The sequence below is a fragment of the Methylobacterium sp. ME121 genome (genome assembly GCF_000974725.1).
Taxonomy (GTDB): Bacteria; Pseudomonadota; Alphaproteobacteria; order Rhizobiales; family Beijerinckiaceae; genus Methylobacterium; species Methylobacterium radiotolerans.
This window is the reverse complement of the sequence record NZ_BBUX01000002.1, coordinates 162,351-180,620: the sequence shown is the minus strand read 5'-3', so window position 1 is coordinate 180,620 and position 18,270 is coordinate 162,351. Positions and strand designations below refer to the sequence as shown.

The window sequence follows — 18,270 nt, the reverse complement described above, 5'->3', positions numbered from 1 at the left end:
TCGACTGTATTGGTGGCCACTCGGGCGAGGGCCGCGCGGATCCGTGTTCGCGCGGACCGGGTGGCCGACGGTAGGGGAGCGGCCCGAAGGCCGCCCCGCTGCCGGCCTCAGCCGATCCCGTCGAAGAGGGCGGACGAGATGTAGCGCTCGGCGAACGAGCAGGCGACGGTCACGATCCGCTTGCCCTGGAACTCGGGACGCTTGGCCAGCTCCAGCGCCGCCGCGACGTTGCCACCGGTGGAGATGCCGCCCGGGATGCCCTCCAGACGGGCGAGCGCCCGGGATGTCTCGAACGCCGCCTGGTTGGTGACCTTCAGGACGCCGTCGAGGATGTTGGTGTGCAGGTTGTCGGGGATGAACCCGGCGCCGATGCCCTGGATCTTGTGCGGGCCGGGCTGGCCGCCGGAGATCACCGGGGAATCCTCGGGCTCCACCGCGAAGACCTTGAGGTTCGGCAGGCGCGGCTTCAGCACCTCGCCGACGCCCGTCACCGTGCCGCCGGTGCCGACGCCGGCCACGAACGCGTCGAGCTGGCCGCCCGTGTCGCTCCAGATCTCCTCGGCGGTGGTCTTGCGGTGGATCTCCGGGTTGGCCGGGTTCGAGAATTGCTGCGGCATGACCGAGCCCGGGATCTCCTTCAGCAGCTCCTCGGCCTTGGCGATCGCGCCCTTCATGCCCTGCGCGCCCGGCGTGAGCGCCAGCTCCGCGCCCAGGAAGGCGAGCATCTTGCGCCGCTCCAGCGACATCGTCTCGGGCATCACCAGGATCAGCCGGTAGCCGCGGGCTGCCGCCGTGAAGGCGAGGGCGATGCCGGTGTTGCCCGAGGTCGGCTCGACCAGCGTGCCGCCGGGCTGAAGCTTGCCGGAGGCCTCCAAAGAATCGATCATGTTGACGCCGATGCGGTCCTTCACGCTGGCGATCGGGTTGAAGAACTCGAGCTTCAGCAGAATCTCGGCGTCGACGCCGTGCTCCTTGGGCAGCCGGTTCAGGCGCACCAGAGGGGTGTTGCCGATGGTCTCGGTGATCGAGCCGTAGACACGGCCGTGGCCGACCTTCGCCGGTGCGTTGAGGGTATCGGCCATCGCGGAACTCCTGCTCGTGGTGACGGATCGGACAGATGTCGTGCCCGGGGGCGGCCCCGCCAAGGGATCGCCCTCGCGTGGGAGGCTTGACCGGCCCGGACGGGAGGCTGCGATATCGCGTTGCTGCGGCCGGAGCAATCGGGCTAAGTGCCGTTACCGAAAGTTCTTTCCGGAATTGGGCGAACTTTCGGAGCGGGGTGGAAGACCTTTATTGAGCGGCCCTTCCCTTATGGAATTCTATTCTCCAGCCTGCCCGGCCACGGCCGGCGCTGCCGGACCGTCCCGCGCAACCGGCAGGCGGGGCCTGCCCCTTCGGCCGACTCGTCGGGCCGCTCTGCTGGCGGGCCTCGGCCTGATCCTGGCGCCGCCGGCGCGCGCCGCCGAGGCGCTCCGCCTCGTGCTCGCCACCGCGACGCCCGGCGGCGGCTTCCCGGCCTTCGGGGAGACCTTCGCCGGCGCGATCGCGGCCGCGGACCCGGCCCTGACCGTCGAGCGGCGTGCCACCGGCGGCTCGTCCGAGAATGTCGGCCTCCTCCGCGCCGGCCGCGTCGATCTCGGCCTCGTGCAGGGGGAGTACGCCTATCCCGCCCTCGCCGAGGGCGGCGGCCTGACCGTTCTGGCGCCGATGTACCCGACGCCGGGCCTGTTCGTGGTGCCGGCCGGCAGCGCGATCCGCTCGGTGGCGGATCTGCGCGGGCGCAGGGTCGTCCTCGGCACGCACAAGTCCGGGCTCACCGTCATGGGCCGGAGCGCCCTCGGCGCCTCCGGGCTCGATCCCGAGCGCGACATCAGCCCGATCCTGCTCGACCGGGCCGGCGACGGTCCGACACTGGTGCGGGAGGGCCGCGCCGACGCGCTCTGGGGCGGCGGCCTCGACTGGCCGGGCTTCCGCGCCCTGGCCTCCGATCCCGGCGGAGCCCGCTTCTTCGGACCGTCCGAGGCGGGCATTGCGCGCCTCGCGCAGCCCGGCGCGGCGACGCGGCGTCTCACGGTTCCGGCCGGCAGCTTCGCCGGGCAGGCGGAGCCGATCGAGACGGTCGGATCCTGGAGCTTCGTGCTCGCGCGGCCCGGCCTCGACGAGGAGACGGCCTACCGCGTCGTGAGTGCGCTGGCGCGGACCGATCTCACCACCGCCCGGCCGAGGAACCTCGTCGGCCTCGTCCCGGCGGATCGGGTCAATCCCGGGACCGTCCGCGTCCTCCGCGAGGCCGGCGTGACGCTGCGCTGACGGCGCGGCGGCTCAGCGGAAGGAGGCGACGCGGCGATCGCGCTTCCGCTCGGCGGCGGGCTGGTAGGCGATCTCGGCGTGGTGGGTGCAGTACGGCAGGCCGGTGATGGAGCGGGCGCCGCAGAAGCGGAATTCCGGCGTCGTCGGGTCGCCGAGGGGCCAGCGGCACATGGATTCCCGGAGGTCCATGATGGTGACGCGCTCCGACACCGCGAGGGCCACGGGCGCGGGTGCCGCGGCCGGCGCGGGCGCCGGGAATTCCGGGGCCGGACGGTGGGCCAGGATCGCGACCGGCTCGGGCGCCTGGGTCTCGACCACCGCGATGGCGGTCTCGATCTCGACCGTCTTCGACGGCGGGACGGCGGTGGCGGTTTCCTCGCCGCCGCGGGCGCGGCCGGCCAGACCGAGGCGGTGGACCTTGCCGATGACGGCGTTGCGGGTGACGCCGCCGAGTTGCGCCGCGATCTTGCTGGCGCTCTGCCCGTCTTCCCACAGGCGACGCAGCATCGCCACGCGATCGTCCGTCCAGCCGAGACCCGCTTCCATCATCCCCTCCGCCCCCTGCGGCTCGGCTGCGTTCCCGAAGGCACGTCCGTGTGTTCCAGGCCGACAGGCGCCGTATCCTCGGCCGGCCCTCTCGCCACGCAGACCGCGCCCTCGCGCACCGGCTGCCACATCGCGTGCGACACCCTGTCTCGCCAGGCCACGGGGGAACCCTAGCGCGGCGCTCGCGAACCTTGCAAGGGCGCGCGGCCACCGGGCACCAGCCGCCGCGCCGCCTGTCCACCGGCAATGGCCCGAACCGGCACGGCCCGGTACGGCGCCGCACCGTCCGGCACGCGCCCGCCACGGCCACGCTCGCGCCCCGATCGCGTGGGAGCGTGACCCCACCGCAACAGCGCGGCCTTATCGTTCCGTCGAAGCCGGCTAAGACGGAACAGGCGATACGGCCAAGCTCGTTCCGTGTGGCAGAGTGGGCGTGTTTCGCGGTTCGAGGAAGTGACGATGGGTTCTCGTCAGGTCAGCCTGCGCATGGCGGTGGCGTTCGGGCTGGCGGCGCAGGTCGCGGCCTGCGGCAGCGTTCCGCGGACTCCCTACAGCGCCGAGCAGGCGGCGTTCGCCACCGTGCCGGGCATTCCCGGCGCGCGCGTCTTCGCGGACGCGTCGGTGGACACGATCGCGGCCCTCGCCGCCAATCCGGAGCGGCGCCTCAAGGGCTTCACCTACCTGGCCCTGTCGGGCGGCGGCGGCGACGGCGCCTACGGGGCGGGCGTGCTCAACGGCTGGACGGCGTCCGGCAAGCGGCCGGAATTCACCCTGGTCTCCGGCGTCTCGACGGGGGCGCTGATCGCGCCCTTCGCGTTCCTGGGCTCGGCCTACGATCCTTACCTCACCGAGTTCTACACGAGCGGCGTCGCCGGCGAGCTCGTGGCCTCGCCGAATCTGGCCAACGTGCTGTTCGGCTCCGGCCTGTTCGGCGACGGGCGCCTGCGCAACCTCATCGACCGCTACGTCACGGACGATCTCCTCAAGGCCGTGGCCGAGGAGCACGCCAAGGGCCGGCGCCTGCTCGTCGTGACGACGAACCTGGATTCCCAGCGCGCGGTGATCTGGAACATGGGCGCCATCGCGGCGAGCGGGGTGCCCAATGCCCGCCAGCTGTTCCGCGACGTCCTGGCGGCCTCGGCCAGCATCCCGGCGGTGTTCCCGCCCCAGTTCATCGACGTCTCGGCGGGCGACGCGCGCTTCCAGGAGATGCACGTCGACGGCTCGGTGGTGACACCGGTCTTCACCCTGCCGCAGACCCTGCTGCTGCGCGACGGACGGATCCGCACCGGCGGCAAGGCCGAGATCTACGTGGTGATCAACGGCCGCCTGGAGCCGGACTTCGAGGTCACGAAGGACAACACGCTCTCGATCGTGGAGCGCTCCTTCACGACGGCGAGCCGCGCCCGCTCCCGCGCGACGCTGACGGCGACCTACGCGCTGGCGCGCACCAACGGCATCGGCTTCAATCTCACCTACATCGACGAGAACGGACCCAAGGCCTCCGCCGCGAAGGGCTTCGACACCGCCTACATGCGCGCCCTGTACGAGGCCGGCTACGAGAAGGGCCGGACAGGCGCCTTCTGGCAGCACTCGATCCCCGCCGCGCCGGTGCTGAAGGAGACGGCGAGCGCCGTGGCCAACTGATCGCCCGACCGTTCCGCCGCGCGCCCGACACGGGCGCGCGGCGAACGGCGCGGCTACTTGCCCAGGATCTTCGTCACGAGGCGGCCGAGGGGCGTCGCCGTGCTGGCGTTCCGGTCGTCCCGGTCGACGGGTCGGTTCTCGTTGCCGAGGATCTTGGTGACGATGCGTCCGATCAGGTTCATGGGTCGGCCCTCCGGTATCGCGCCCAAATGGCGCAGCTTCCCCAACAACGGGTCAGGCGCGGGCCGCGTTCCAGCTCGGCGCCCGATCGGGCGCCTCAGACCTGCATGAGGCGGATGTTGTTGGTGTTGCCGGCGGTGTGGAACGGGATGCCGGCGGTGACCACGATGATGTCGTTCGACCGCGCGAAGCCCTCGTCCTGCGCGTGGTGGCAGGCCTTCGAGGTCATCTCCTCGTAGCTGTCGACGTCCTCCGTCAGGACGCTGTGCGCCCCCCACAGCAGGCTCAGCCGCCGCGAGGTCGCGACATTGGGGGTCAGGGCTAGGATCGACGCGGCGGGGCGCTTGCGCGCGACCCGCGCGGCCGTCGTCCCGCTCGCCGTGTAGGCGACGATCGCGGCGGCGTGCACGGCCTCGGCGAGGTCGGCCGTGGCGGTCGCCACCGCGTGGGGCGGCGTCTCCTCCTCGCCCGGCTCCGAGGCCGCGACGATCGAGTGGTAGAGCTTGTGCCCCTCCACGCTCCGGATGATCCGATCCATCATCGCCACCGCCTCGACCGGGTAGCGGCCTGTGGCGGATTCCGCCGACAGCATCACGGCGTCGGCGCCGTCATAGATGGCGGTGGCGACGTCCGACGCCTCCGCCCGGGTGGGCGCGGGGGCGTTGACCATCGAGTCGAGCATCTGGGTCGCCACCACGACGGGCTTCACGGCGAGCCGGCAGGCCCGGATCAGCTCCTTCTGCCGCCCCGGCACGTCCTCGTGCGGGATCTCGACGCCGAGGTCGCCGCGGGCGACCATCACGGCGTCGGAGAGCCGGATGATGTCGGCGATCCGCTCCAGCGCCTGCGGCTTCTCGATCTTCGACATGATGCCGGCCCGATCGCCGATGATTCCCCGCGCCTCGATGACGTCGGACGGCTTCTGGACGAAGGACAGGGCGACCCAGTCGACGCCGAGATCGAGCCCGAAGGCGAGGTCCGCCCGGTCCTTCTCGGTGAGCGGCGACAGGTCCAGCAGCGTACCCGGCAGGTTCACGCCCTTGCGGTTCGAGATCGGCCCGCCGGTGACGACCTCGGCGGTGATCGAGGTCCGCTCGGGCCCGGTGACCCGCACCCGCACCCGGCCGTCGTCGATGAGGAGTTCCTGGCCCGGCACGACGGCGTCGAAGATCTCCGGGTGGTGCAGCGGGATCGCCTGCTTGTCGCCGTCGGCGCCCTCGAGGACGAAGCGGACCGTCTCGCCGGCCTCGAGATCGAGCCGGCCGCCCTGCAGCGTGCCGATCCGGATCTTCGGCCCCTGCAGGTCCTGCAGGATGCCGATCGGCCGGCCGACCTCCTTCTCGAGGGCGCGGATGGCGCCGTGGACCTTGGCGTGATCCGCCTGGACGCCGTGGCTGAAATTGAGCCGGAACGTGTCGACGCCGGCGAGGAACAGGGCGCGGAGCTGGTCCGGGGCGGAGCTGGCGGGACCGACGGTGGCGACGATCTTGGCGTGGCGGTGACGGCGCATGCGGGTCTCGGCCTCCTGAGGCTGCCTCTGGGAATCGAGCCGGGCGCTCGCTCGCGCCGACGGCGCTCACATCGGTCCGCGACGGCCCCGCGGCGAGACCCCGCGGCCCGCGGCGGGCGATTTTTCGCGCGGCGGGCCGATTCCGCGGGCGGCTATCTGGCCGCCTCCCGGGCGATCCCGGCAAGGCCGGCGTCGAACACGCCCGTGATGTCGGCGACGGCGTCGGCGTCGCTCATGCCCTCGGCGTCGAAGGTCGCGCTCCAGATCACTGTGGATCCCGCGCCGTTGGGACGGACCGCCAGCGTCGCGTTGTAGGCGCGCACCGGCAGGGGACCCTGGATGAAGCTGTAGCTGTAGCTCATGCCGGTCTCGTCGCGCGCGGTCTCGACCTCGGCGATCGTGCCCCGGCCGCCCTGCACCACGAGGCCGCGGATCTGCGCGCGGATGCCGTCATCGTCGTCGTCGCCCGACAGGATGCAGCGCTGGACCTGCGGGTGCCAGTTCTGGATCGCGCAGAAATCGCCGACCAGCGCCCAGACCGCCGCGGGCGGGGCCGGGATGTCGCGGCTGCGGGTGACCTCCAGGGCGCTGGCCGGTCCGGCGCCGAGGACGGCCGCGACGATGACCGTCAGGGAAGCGGGCTGCATCACGGGTGGTCTCCGGGCAGGCGGGCTGGTGTGACGCGACTTGGGGCGCTGCCGGGGCCGCGGCGAGCCCCGGGCCGCGTCTCGAAGGTGTCGCTGCCGGCCCGCTATGCTACGCCGCCCTCGTCTGGATCACCGGAGATGCCCATGGACGATCGCGCCGCGCCGAAGCGGCCCGTGACCCGGAGCGGCGCAACGCGCGCGGTCCTGGCGACGGGTGCCGCACTCGTCTTCGGCACGGTCGTGCCGGCGCGCGCCGCCGGGCCCGACCCCACCCCGCCGGTCGCACCGCAGTCCTTCGCGGCCTGCCGGGCCGACCTGATCGCCTGGGTCACGGCCCGCGCCGTGCCGCAGGGCCTCGCCGAGGCGCAGCTCGCCCACCTCACGCCCGACCCCGACGTGATCGCCGCGACCCAGAGCCAGGGCGAGTTCGTCCGGCCGATCTGGGACTACATCGAGGCCAGCGTCACGCCGGCCCGCGTCGAGTCCGGTCAGCGCAAGCTCGCCGAGTACGCCGACACGCTCGCGGCCATCGAGGCCAGGTACGGGGTCGACCGCCACATCCTGGTGGCGTTCTGGGGTGTGGAGTCGAGCTACGGCGCCGTGCTCGACAATGCGGCGGTGGTGAAGCCGGTCGTCCGCTCGCTCGCGACGCTCGGCTGCAGCGACCCCAACCGCATGACCTACTGGCGCGACGAGCTGGCGGCGGCGCTCCAGATCCTGGCCTGGAACCAGGCGCCCCTCGACCGGATGCCCGCCGGGCTCACCGGATCCTGGGCCGGCGCTATGGGGCACACGCAGTTCATGCCCAGTGTCTACCAGCGCGAGGCGGTCGACTTCGACGGGGACGGCCGGCGCGACATCTGGACCTCGGTGCCGGACGCGCTCGCGTCGACGGCGAACTACCTGCGCAGCCACGGCTGGAGACCCGGCGAGGGCTGGGGCGCCGAGGCGGTGCTGCCCGAGACCTTCGACGCGGCGCTCGCCGACGAGACGACGGTCCGCACCGTCGCGGCGTGGCGGGGGCTCGGCGTGAGGCCCGCCCGCGACCGCGCCCTGCCGGACACGGCCGAGGCGACCCTGATCCTGCCCGCCGGGATCCGCGGCCCCGCCTTCCTGCTGCAGCCGAACTTCGCGGTGATCCTCCGCTACAACACGGCCCTGTCCTACGCGCTGACCGTCGCGCTCCTGTCGGAGCGCCTGCGCGGCGACCCGGGCCTGGTGCACGACTGGCCGCGGGGCGACCGGCCCCTCACCGCCGACGAGCGGCGCGACCTGCAGACCCGCCTGACGGAGCGCGGCTTCGCCACCGGCGGGGTCGACGGCAAGATCGGCCCGAAGACGCGGGCGGCGCTGCGCGCCTTCCAGGGGTCGGTCGGCCTGCCGCCGGACGGTTACGCCGACGCCGCGCTGCTGGACCGGGTCCGGGCCGCGCCCTAACGGGCGCTCACGCCAGGAAGGCGGGCTCGTCCCGGGCGAGCACCCGCTTGACGCTCTCCAGGTGCAGCCGCGCGCTCTCGGCGCGGCCGGCCGCCTCCTGGGCCGCCACGTGCTTCACGATCGCCTCGGGCACGGCCTTGAGCGCGCGCCCCGTGCTCATGGCCAGGACCTGCGCCTGCGCGGCGCGCTCCAGGTAGTAGAGGTCGTCCCAGGCCTCCGCGATGGTCTCGCCCAGCACCATCACGCCGTGGTTCTTCAGGAACACCACGTCCGCATCGCCGGCGCTCTCGGCGATCCGCCGGCCCTCGGACGCGTCGAGCGCCAGTCCGTTGTAATCCTCGTCCACCGCGATGCGGCCGTAGAAGCGCAGGGCGGTCTGGCCCGCCCACAGCAGCGGCTCGCCCTCCAGCATGGCGAGGGCCGTCGCGTAAGGCATGTGGGTGTGGAACGCGGCCCGGGCCCGGGGCTTCAGCCGGTGCAGTTCGGCGTGGATGTGGAAGGCGGTGGCCTCCGGCTGGCCGTCGCCCTCGATGACGTTGCCGTGGAAGTCGCAGAGCAGCAGGCTCGACGCGGTGACCTCCGCGAAGGCGAGGCCGTAGGGATTGACCAGGAACAGGTCGGGCCGCTCCGGCAGCACCGCCGAGAAGTGGTTGCAGATGCCCTCTTCCAGGCCGTGGCGGGCGGCCCAGCGCAGGCAGGCGGCGAGGTCGATCCGGGCGCGGCGCACGCTGTCGGCGTTCAGGGGCTCGTTGCTGCGGGCCGGCGGGGTCCCCGGGGCGGTAACGGCGTGCGCCATGCGTGCGGGCTTTCCTGTGTAAAGGGATCGGGCCGGGCGACCCGGCCGGGGCCGCACTCTAGACGCTCGCGCGCAGCCGCCAAGCGCTCAGGCGCGGCCGTCCGTGACGCCGCCGACGAGGTTGAGGCCGAGCAGGAAGTCCGACGCGAAATCCGTGCGGACGACCGGCTCGCGCGGGATCGCCTCGCGCAGGAGATCGCGCTCGGCGCGGCGCGCCGCGACCGCCTCCGCCACCGAGACGCGCCGGAACGACAGGCGCGCCCCGCCCCGGACCTGCGCCAGCCGCCCGAGATCCGGCCCGATGACCGTGGCGATCTTGGGGTAGCCGCCGGTGGATTGCCGGTCGGCCATCAGGATGATCGGCAGGCCGTTGCCGGGGACCTGGATCGCCCCCATGGCGACGCCGTCGGAGACGATGTCGTGCCCCTTGGCGTGTTTCAGCGGGGTGCCGTCGACGAAGCAGGCCATCCGGTCGCCGCGCGGCGAGACCGTCCAGGGGCCGGCCAGGAACGCCGCGATCTGGTCGGGCGCGAAGTAGTCGTCCTGCGGGCCCAGCACGACCCGGATCTCCCGCCCGTCCCGGATGAGCCAGGGCGCGACGAGCCGCTGCGGCGGCCCGTCCGGTGTCCGACCCTCGGCGACGGGGAGGCGGTCGCCCGCGGCGAGGCCGCGGCCGTCGAGGCCGCCCAGCTCCGAGCGGGTATGGGTCGCCGCCGACCCGAGGACCGGCGCCACGTCGAGACGCCCGGCGACCGCGAGGTAGCCCCAGGCGCCGGCGTCGCCGGCCCGCACGACGAGGGTCTGGCCGGGCTCCAGGGTGAGCGCGACCGTGTCGGGCAGGAGCACGCCGTCCAGCGCGACGCGGAAGCCCGGCGCCAGCAGGGCGAGCCCGACGGCGCCGTCCTGCGCCGAGACGGTGACGCCGCCGGTGGAGATCTCGACGGCGGTGGCGTCGAGGGCGTTGGACGCCGCCCGGTTGGCGGCGGCGTGCATCAGCGGATCCATCGGGCCCGCGGCCGTGATGCCGTAGCGCAGGTAGCCGTGCCGGCCCCCGTCCTGCAGGGTGATGCCGGGTCCGGCGGCGTCGATGACGAGGGCGGGCATCAGCGCGCCTCCCCGCGGCGGGCCACCGGCTCGCCCGCCGCCTCGCGCGCCGTGAGGGCGTCGAAGGCCGCCGCATCCACGGGCTCGAAGCGGATCAGGTCGCCGGCGCCGACGAAGAAGCTCGGGTCGCGCTCCGGCGCGTAGAGGCGGGCCGGGGTCGCGCCGATCACGTACCAGCCGGTCGGCATCGGCACGGTCGCCACCGCGGCGAGTCCGCCGCCGATCATGATGGCGTTGCGCGGGTGCGGCGGCCGCGGGCTCGGCCGCCGGGGCACTGCCAGGGGCTGCGGCAGGCCGCCGAGATACGCGAAGCCCGGCGCGAAGCCGTACATGTAGACCCGGAAGGTCGTGGCCGCGTGGCTCGATACCACCGTCTCCGGCGACAGGCCGCTCTGCTCGGCGACCTGCGCGACGTCCTCCCCGTGGGGCGCGTCGTAGCAGCAGGGCAGGGTCCAGAGGGTCGGGCTCGCCGCGCGCGCGGTCGCGCCCGCCGCCAGCGCCCGGACCCGCTCGGCGAGCGTCCCGCGGTCGAGCACCAGCGGGTCGTAGTGTAGCATCAGGGAGCGGTAGGTCGGCACGCGCTCCCGCAGCCCCTCCGGCGGGTCCGCCCCGAGGGCGTCGTCGAGCGCCAGGACCCGGTCGCTGATCGCCGGGTCGACCGTGCGGCCGAACTCGACCACGAGGGCCGCCTCGCCGGCGTCGAGGAGACGGGGCTCGTCCAGCGCCGCGCTCACGGCCGGAACGGCGCCAGCGTGATGCCCGCGCCCTCCAGCCGGGTCCGCACCGCCCGCGCCGTGGCGACGGCGTGGTCGGAATCGCCGTGGACGCAGATCGAGCGGATCGGCGTCGGCAGCGTTTGACCGTCGGCCGTGAGGATCGCGCCCGCCTCGACCATGCGCAGGACGCGGTCGGCCGCCTCGCCGGAATCGGTGATCATCGCGCCGGGCTGGCTGCGGGGGATCAGCAGGCCGGTCGGCGTGTAGCCGCGATCGGCGAAGATCTCCTGGTGGACCTCGAGGCCGCAGGCCTCGCCCGCCGCTACCTGGGCGGTCAGCGCGATGGCGAGCAGCGCCAGCTCCCGGTCCACCGCGCGGACCGCGCGGGCGATGGCGTCGGCCACCGGCCGCTCCTCGGCGGCGACGTTGGCCAGCGCCCCGTGGGCCTTCACGTAGGTGATGCGGTGGCCGGCATACGCGGCGAGGGCCTGCGCGGCGCCGATCTGGTAGGCGACGAGCCGCTCGATCTCGGCCGGGCTGTACGGCATCCGTCGCCGCCCGAAGCCCCAGAGGTCCGGGAAGCCCGGATGGGCGCCGACGGCGACGCCGCGCGCCTTCGCCAGCGCGAAGGTCCGGGCCATGATCTCGGGGTCGCCGGCGTGGAGCCCGCAGGCGACGTTGGCCGAGGTGACGATCCCGAGGATCGCCGCGTCGTCGCCGCAGGCGTAGGCGCCGTAGCCCTCGCCGAGGTCGGAATTGAGGTCCACGCTGGTCATCGCCGCCGCTCCGCGTGCCGATCGGGTCTCACAGGGCCGCAACGGGTTCCGGCTCGGCCGGATCCGCGGTGCAAGAATCGAGCGCGCGGCCCGCCGTCTCCGGCAAGAGAAGCGCCGCGACGATCACGAGGCAATAGGCCCCCGCCGCCACGACGCCGATGGCGGTGCCGAGTGTCAGCGAGCCGCTGAGATGGCCTACTACGGCCGGGCAGATCGCGCCCGTGGCGCGGCCGAAATTGTAGCAGAATCCCTGTGCGGAGCCGCGGATCCGGCTCGGGAACAGCTCGCTCAGGAAGGCGCCCATCCCGGAGAAGACGCCGGAGAGGAAGAAGCCCAGCGGGAAGCCGAGGACCAGCATCACCGGGTCGGTGATCGGGATCAGCGTGTAGGCCAGCACGAGGACACCGGCGCAGAAGCCGAACAGGACGAAGCCGCGACGGCGCCCGATGCGGTCGGAGAGCCAGGCGCTGGTCAGGTATCCGACGAACGACCCGAAGATGAGCATCAGCAGGTAGCCGCTGGTGTTCAGCACCGAGAGGTTGCGCTCCGTCTTCAAGTAGGTCGGGAGCCACGTGGTCACCGCGTAGTAGCCGCCCTGCATGCCGGTCGCGAGCAGGCTCGCCAGCACGGTCCGGCCGATCAGCGGCCGGGAGAAGATGTCGAGGAAGCTGCCGGTATCGCCGACGTCGCGCATCGCGGCGCGGGTCTGGCGGTAGATCTCGGGGTCCTCGATGTTGCGGCGGATCCAGAAGATCAGCACCGAGGGGAGGGCGCCGAGCCAGAACAGGATCCGCCACGCCACGGCGGGCTCCGCCAGGGCGAACACGGCCCAGAAGGCGATGGCCGCGCAGGCCCAGCCGACCGCCCAGCTCGACTGGACGAGCCCCACCGCCTTGCCGCGGTAGCGCGCCTGGATCGTCTCGGCGATCAGCACCGACCCCACCGACCACTCGCCGCCGAAGCCGAAGCCCTGGAGCGCGCGGGTCACGAGCAGCTGCTCGTACGAGTGGGTGAAGCCGCTGAGCACCGTGAACAGGGTGAACCACGCGACGGTGCCCTGCAGGACGACCACCCGGCCGTAGCGGTCCGCCAGGATTCCGGCTGCCCAGCCGCCGATCGCCGAGGTCACCAGCGCGGCGGTGGCGATGTTGCCGGCCTCGACCTTGGTCAGGCCCCAGACCACGACCAGGGTCGGGATCAGGAAGGTGTAGACCATGTAGTCGAACGCATCGACGCCGTAGCCCGCGAAGGCCGCGCCCAGGACCCGGCGTTCCGCCGGACTCGTGTCTTTCACCCACATGGCGCAACTCCTTCGCGGACGGGCCGCCACGCGGCCGGGAGGGTCACAGGAACGGCAGGTCCCGGTTGAGGAGGTCGGTGATCAGCATGTGACCGGGCGCGTGGGTGATGCAGAGCGGCAGTCGCGCCGCCATCGCCACCGCCTGCGGGGTGACCCCGCAGGCCCAGAAGACCGGGAGCTCGTCGGGCTCGATCGGGACGGGGTCGCCGAAATCCGGCCGCGCGAGGTCGCGGATGCCGATCAGGCCCGGGTCGCCGAGATGGATCGGCGCCCCGTGGACCGCCGGCATCCGGGCCGTCACCTGCACGGCCTTGATGGCGTCCGCCGCCTTCATCGGCCGCATGGAGACCACCAGGGGGCCGTGGAACGGTCCCGACGGTTGGGTCTCGATCGACGTCCGGTACATCGCGACGTTGCGGCCCAGGGCAACGTGCCGGAGCGGGATGCCGGCCTCGATCAGGCCGGCCTCGAACGAGAAGGAGCAGCCGAGGACGAAGGTGACGAGGTCCTCGCGCCAGACGCCGGTCAGGTCGGGCAGCTCCGCCGCGAGTTCGCCCCCCTCGTAGACGCGATAGCCGGGGACGTCGGTGGCGAGGTCGAGGTCCGCCCCGAGCGTCGGAAGCGCGCGGGCGCCGGGCCGCGAGACGCCGAGGATCGGGCAGGGCTTCGGGTTCTGCTGGCAGAAGCGGTGGAAATCCTCCGCCATGGCCCGCGGCAGGATCATCAGGTTGCCCTGCGCGTGGGCGGGGACGAGACCCGAGGTGTGGCCCCGGAACCGGCCCGCGCGGATCGCGCGCCGCGCGTCCACCGCGTCGGCGAAGACAGGTGCGGCGCCGTCGGCGCCCGGGTGCTGGCTCACCGCGTTGATCTCCCCGGCTGGTCGTCGTGCGCCGGGCCGCCCTCGCCGGGCGCCCGTATTCCGCAAGATCGCGATCGCTTCAGCGATTCATTTCCTGCGGCAACGATCCCATCGCGCCGCGGGGCGCGCCAATCGTGATTGCGAATGGGGCGCGATAAACCCGTCTTATCGGCCGGCGGCCCAGGTCTCGGCGACCTCCTGGGCGAGGCGGGCCGCGTCCGCCACGAAGTGGTGGGCCGGCCGCTTCGTGTGCATCGCCGTGAAGGTCAGGTCCGAGAGCGTCGGCTCGGCCGGCAGGACCCGCAGGGTGCCGGCGCGGAGTTCGGCCTCGACCACGGCCGGCGGGATCACGCAGATCCCGAGGCCCTCGACGCCCATCTTCACGATGGTGGCCAGCGAGGCGCTCGTGTGGATCTGGCTCGGCAGGAGGTTCTCCTGCAGGACGAGGTCGCGCAGCTCGACGTAGGGGCTGGTGTTGCGCGGGTAGGTGATGAGCGGGTGGTGCAGCAGCGCGCCGAGGCTCAGGGGCTCGTCGCCCGGCAGCAGGCCCGGCGCGGCGATCCAGGCGACGGGAGTGCTGAACAGCGCGCGGTTGGCGAAGCTCGGCAGGGTGATCGGGCCGACGAGGAAAGCGAGGTCGATCTCGTCGGCGACCAGGGCGGCCTGCATGTTCGGCGAGATGTCGACCGTGATGTCGACGCCGATCCCGGGATGGGCGGCGCGCATGCGCTCGATGAAGCGCGACAGCCACAGGTGGACGATCGTCTCGGACACGCCGAGCCGCAGGGTGCCCCGCGTCCGGCCGGTCTCGTGCAGGGCCGCGCTCATCTCGGTCTGGAGCGCCAGGAACCGCTCGGCGAAGCCGAGGAGCAGACGCCCCCGCTCCGTCAGCGCGACGTCCCGGCTGCGGCGCTCGAACAGCGTCCCGTACTCATGCTCCAGGGCCGCGATGCGCTGGGAAACCGCCGGCTGGGTGGTGTTCACCTTCTCGCTGGCGCGCCGGAAGCTCGAGAGTTTCGCGACCCAGTAGAACACCTCCAAGCTGCGGAAATCCGCCATCCCGCGATCGTCCCGCGCCGCCGTCGTGTCCGGTCATATCGCGCCCCGGCGCGCGGAAGCGCAAGCGTGCGGCTGCTCTCGTCCTGGGTGGACGACCTGACGCTCGCGCCGCGGCGCGCCGCTAGAGGTCCGACACGGTCGTGGCCGGGCGGGCCGGGCGCATGTGCGCGAGTAGCAGGCGCGCTTCCGCGACCAGGGGATGGTCCAGGTACCAGAGGCCGCAGGCCCAGCCGGCGACCCCGGCGGCGATCGCGGCCGCGAGGCTCGGCAGCGGCGTCTCGGCCGACCATCCCCAAGCCGACATGACCAGGATGGCGGGTGCGACGGCGATCGCCGTCAGTGTGGCGGCGTGGAGGTAGATGGGGGCGTAGTCGCGCCTGAAGGTGTCGGTCATCCGCTCGAGATGCGGCCGATAGAGTCCCACGGCCAGGAGCGCCTCGCCGATCCGTGCCGCGCCCGCGCCGCCGAGGCCGAACAGGCAGCCGACGCTGAACATCACGAAGCCGGCGCCGTGGCGCAGGAACTCGAACCGCGCCTGGAGGGCGGTCTGATCCCGGATCAGGAACACCTCCCAGGTCATGCTGAGCGAACTCAGGACGATCGCGGCCACGGACAGCAGGCAGAAGGGCAGCGCCGCGCCGTCCCAGCCCGGACCGAGCAGGAGGCGCACGATCGGCCCGGCCAGGACGGCCGCGCCCGCGAAGGCCGGCCAGAGCAGCACGGTGATCATCCGCAGCGTGTGGAGGTAGCACGCGCGCAGGGACTGTCCGTTCCGCTGCTGATTCGCGAGGTCCACGAAGGTGATGCGGGTGATCACCACGTGGAGGTGGTCCCACATCAGGGTGTTGAGGCTCGCCGCGCGGGAGTAGAGGCCGAGGGCGCTGAGCCCGAGCATCCGCCCGAGGACGAGGTCGCCCATCCGGCCGGCGATCCCCGCGACCCCCGCGATGGCGAAGAGCCGGCCGCCGTAGGTCAGGATCTCGCGCCAGCCCGCGAGCCCGAGGCGCAGCGACACGTAGCGCAGCCCGAGGCCGTTCGCAGCCAGCGCCGCCGCGACGGCGCCCGCGGCCTGCCCGTAGGCCTGGCTCATGTAGCTGAAGCCGAGGAGGGCCAGCGCCAGCATCGCGCCACTGGCGACGAGACCGCGCAGCATGTTGACCAGGGCCACGCCGCGGAAATTGCCGTGCCGCTCGATCATGGCGGCCGGGCGGAACTCCAGTGCGCCGACGAGGGGCACCACGGCGAGGATGGCGAGGGCGCGCTGGACCTCCGGCTCACCGAGGAGAACGCTGCCGAACACGCTGAAGGCCAGGATCAGGATCGCCGCCGCGCCCGACAGCATCAGGTTCACCGTGAAGACGCTCGCCAGCAGCGCCGCGTCCACCCGCTCCGCGCGGACGATGTAGCTCGATAGGCCGCAGGAGCGCAGCGTCGACAGCAGGCCCGCGATGGCGGCCGCGAGGCTGAAGATGCCGGTCTCGTGGGGGGTGAGCAGGCGCGCCAGGGCGAGCGAGGTACCGAACTGTGCCAGGAACAGGCCGCCCTGGCAGAATCCCATCCAGGCCAGGCTGCGGCGCTTCGAGAACGCGGGCGGCGCCGTCGCTTCCGGCCCCTCTCGGAGTTCTGCCATGGGATCCTTCGGACGCGACAGGGTGGAGGCGGCGCTGGCTGCGGCCAGGGCGCGATCGGTCAGAACGGTCTAACAATGCCCGGTCGACCGTGGCAGCTGGCCAATCGGAGGACCAGGCCCACGCCCGATGGCCGAGGCCAAGCGGGCCTGCCGTCAAGCTCTGGAGCCGCGGAGAGGCCTGAAACCTTCGGATTCCTGCCAGGGAAGAGCTGCCTCTTGCTGTATGGGGTGAGTAGAATCGGGGTGCGTCGATAGAGAAATCCAGGATCCGAGGTATCCATTCTTTATCGGCTGCTTCTGGTGCGGCTCGGGCTGTATGCATCGCGTTGTATCGCGATTTCGAAAAAATCGATCACATGAATGGTGCGCGGCTCGGACAGAATGATCTGCATCGGCGGGCGAAAGCTCTCGCGAATGATTTGAGGGCGCCGTCTCGGCGCGTCCGGGGCTGCTCTCTGATGCACTGGGCAGAGGAGAGATCGCGCATTTGTGGTGATAGACCGGCAAATTCTTGGGACGTATTTCTCGTCTCATGGGACGAGAAAAGCGAGATCGGGCGATCGTGGTCGGAGCAGGGGGCGGAGCTGATCTCTTTCTATAGTTCGCCGACGATGGGAGCAGCGGCCGCTTTGCCTCAGCAGCCGCGATTTTTTGCGACGCCACATCACCGAGATGTTTGGTTCCGCATCCAAAAGGCGTAGCCCGCCCTACGGCGCACGGATCAATGGAGTGCAATGATATTACTATACCTTGTCTGAAGCTTGTTTTATAAGTTCCCGGTCCTGGCAGTATTTTTGAGATAATGCCAAATGAAAGTCAGCTTTATCGTATGTACCCGGAACCGCGTTGCGTCCCTCTTGGAAACGCTCGGGTCGATGACGCGGGCGATCGAGGCCGCGCCGGGCGCTGAGGCCGAGATCATCGTCGTAGATAACGGGTCGAGGGACGGGACGGATACGGCGCTGAAGCGCTGGTCGGCCTCCGTGTCGACCGATCGTTTCGATGTTCTGCTCCTCGCGCAGTCGCGCCCGGGTGTTGCTGGGTCTCGAAACGCCGCGATCGCGCGTTCTTCCGGAGACATCATCGCGTTCATCGACGACGATTGCGTCGTGTCGGATCAGTATCTGCGAGACCTGATCGCGCACTATGCCGGCGACACGGAAAGCGTCATTCGCGGTGGCCGGGTCGAGCTGGGATCGCCGCAGGACATCGACTTCACCACGAAGACCGAGGCCCGGGCCAGCCGGCTGACGTACCCTGACCATCCCGGCGGCTTCGTCCACGGTTGCAACATGACCTGCAGCCGTGCCGTCATCGAGCGGATCGGCGGGTTCGACGCGGCCTTCGGCCCCGGAGCGACGTTCCGCGCGGCCGAGGATACGGATTTCATCTATCGCGGCTGGGCGGCCGGCGTGGCCGTCGAGTACGTGCCCGACATGAGCGTCAAGCACTTCCACGGGCGCCGGGATCACCGCACGATCGACCGACTGCACTGGAACTACCAGTTCGGCAACGGCGCGCTCTACGCCAAGCACATCGGCCGCAGCCCGTGGCTGATCAAGCACCTGTACTGGTCCGCCCGCAACGCCGCCCGCGAGCTGGTCGGGGGCCCGCGCTTCGACGCGCATCTCGGCCTGACGTGGCGCGCCATCGTGACCGCCAATCTGAGCGGCGTCCTGGCCTTCGCCTGGCACAGCGCGCGGACGCTGCTGACGCGCTCCACCGTCCGGGCCTAGACCCCTGCGCTCCGTCG

At 72.0% G+C, this 18,270-nt stretch carries 17 protein-coding genes; 4 read left to right on the top strand and 13 right to left on the bottom strand.

What is annotated here, in order from left to right:
* Positions 1-107 precede the first annotated feature (107 nt).
* Positions 108-1,082, bottom strand: a complete 975-nt coding sequence (cysK, locus tag ME121_RS03250) for a cysteine synthase A (RefSeq protein WP_012320305.1) — start codon at positions 1,080-1,082, stop codon at positions 108-110.
* 229 nt (positions 1,083-1,311) lie between these two features.
* Here cysK and ME121_RS03245 point away from each other — a divergent pair, with 229 nt between their 5' ends.
* Positions 1,312-2,310, top strand: coding sequence for a TAXI family TRAP transporter solute-binding subunit (locus tag ME121_RS03245; RefSeq protein WP_089231227.1), 999 nt, complete (start codon positions 1,312-1,314; stop codon positions 2,308-2,310).
* Positions 2,311-2,322: 12 nt separating this feature from the next.
* On the opposite strand, the gene ME121_RS03240 is transcribed toward ME121_RS03245, so the two are convergent.
* The gene (locus tag ME121_RS03240; protein WP_024829353.1) at positions 2,323-2,859 is read right to left on the bottom strand and encodes a GcrA family cell cycle regulator; all 537 of its coding nucleotides are present in this window, start codon (positions 2,857-2,859) and stop codon (positions 2,323-2,325) included.
* Positions 2,860-3,315: 456 nt separating this feature from the next.
* Here ME121_RS03240 and ME121_RS03235 point away from each other — a divergent pair, with 456 nt between their 5' ends.
* Entirely contained in the window at positions 3,316-4,503 is a 1,188-nt protein-coding gene (locus ME121_RS03235) for a patatin-like phospholipase family protein (RefSeq protein ID WP_024829354.1), read from the top strand.
* 53 nt (positions 4,504-4,556) lie between these two features.
* Here ME121_RS03235 and ME121_RS03230 read toward each other — a convergent pair whose 3' ends face one another.
* The 3 genes from ME121_RS03230 to ME121_RS03220 form a co-directional block, all read right to left on the bottom strand.
* On the bottom strand, positions 4,557-4,685 hold the full coding sequence (locus tag ME121_RS03230; RefSeq protein ID WP_012320301.1) for a hypothetical protein: 129 nt from the start codon (positions 4,683-4,685) through the stop codon (positions 4,557-4,559).
* A 95-nt stretch (positions 4,686-4,780) separates the two neighbouring features.
* Positions 4,781-6,193 carry a pyruvate kinase gene (gene pyk / locus ME121_RS03225; protein ID WP_058606440.1) on the bottom strand — a complete coding sequence of 471 codons (1,413 nt, stop codon included), beginning with the start codon at positions 6,191-6,193 and terminating at the stop codon, positions 4,781-4,783.
* Positions 6,194-6,345: 152 nt separating this feature from the next.
* Positions 6,346-6,840, bottom strand: coding sequence for an SRPBCC family protein (locus ME121_RS03220; protein WP_012320299.1), 495 nt, complete (start codon positions 6,838-6,840; stop codon positions 6,346-6,348).
* Positions 6,841-6,984: 144 nt separating this feature from the next.
* Between ME121_RS03220 and ME121_RS03215 the strand changes: the two genes are divergently transcribed.
* On the top strand, positions 6,985-8,277 hold the full coding sequence (locus ME121_RS03215) for a lytic murein transglycosylase (protein WP_043074121.1): 1,293 nt from the start codon (positions 6,985-6,987) through the stop codon (positions 8,275-8,277).
* 7 nt (positions 8,278-8,284) lie between these two features.
* On the opposite strand, the gene ME121_RS03210 is transcribed toward ME121_RS03215, so the two are convergent.
* The 8 genes from ME121_RS03210 to ME121_RS03175 form a co-directional block, all read right to left on the bottom strand.
* Positions 8,285-9,073, bottom strand: coding sequence for an aldolase (locus tag ME121_RS03210; RefSeq protein ID WP_012320297.1), 789 nt, complete (start codon positions 9,071-9,073; stop codon positions 8,285-8,287).
* 87 nt (positions 9,074-9,160) lie between these two features.
* The gene (locus ME121_RS03205; protein ID WP_059408345.1) at positions 9,161-10,177 is read right to left on the bottom strand and encodes a 5-oxoprolinase subunit C family protein; all 1,017 of its coding nucleotides are present in this window, start codon (positions 10,175-10,177) and stop codon (positions 9,161-9,163) included.
* Positions 10,177-10,911: a 5-oxoprolinase subunit B family protein gene (locus ME121_RS03200; RefSeq protein WP_059408344.1), complete on the bottom strand. Its 735-nt coding sequence runs from the start codon at positions 10,909-10,911 to the stop codon at positions 10,177-10,179. Before ME121_RS03200 ends, ME121_RS03205 begins: the two co-directional genes overlap by 1 nt.
* Positions 10,908-11,669 (bottom strand): 5-oxoprolinase subunit PxpA, encoded by a 762-nt coding sequence (locus ME121_RS03195; protein ID WP_059408343.1) that lies wholly within the window; start codon positions 11,667-11,669, stop codon positions 10,908-10,910. The genes ME121_RS03200 and ME121_RS03195 overlap by 4 nt, the downstream gene beginning before the upstream one ends.
* Before the next feature lie 28 nt (positions 11,670-11,697).
* Complete coding sequence (locus tag ME121_RS03190; RefSeq protein ID WP_012320293.1) at positions 11,698-12,969, bottom strand: MFS transporter; 1,272 nt, start codon at positions 12,967-12,969, stop codon at positions 11,698-11,700.
* Positions 12,970-13,012: 43 nt separating this feature from the next.
* On the bottom strand, positions 13,013-13,828 hold the full coding sequence (locus tag ME121_RS03185; protein WP_053620507.1) for a putative hydro-lyase: 816 nt from the start codon (positions 13,826-13,828) through the stop codon (positions 13,013-13,015).
* A gap of 165 nt (positions 13,829-13,993) precedes the next feature.
* Positions 13,994-14,887, bottom strand: a complete 894-nt coding sequence (locus ME121_RS03180; RefSeq protein ID WP_012320291.1) for a LysR family transcriptional regulator — start codon at positions 14,885-14,887, stop codon at positions 13,994-13,996.
* 121 nt (positions 14,888-15,008) lie between these two features.
* Positions 15,009-16,517, bottom strand: a complete 1,509-nt coding sequence (locus ME121_RS03175; RefSeq protein ID WP_029358953.1) for an oligosaccharide flippase family protein — start codon at positions 16,515-16,517, stop codon at positions 15,009-15,011.
* Between the two features lie 809 nt (positions 16,518-17,326).
* On the opposite strand from ME121_RS03175, the gene ME121_RS03170 reads away from it, so the two are divergent.
* A complete protein-coding gene (locus tag ME121_RS03170) occupies positions 17,327-18,253 on the top strand; it encodes a glycosyltransferase family 2 protein (RefSeq protein ID WP_024829362.1) in 927 nt (308 codons plus the stop codon).
* Positions 18,254-18,270: the final 17 nt, after the last annotated feature.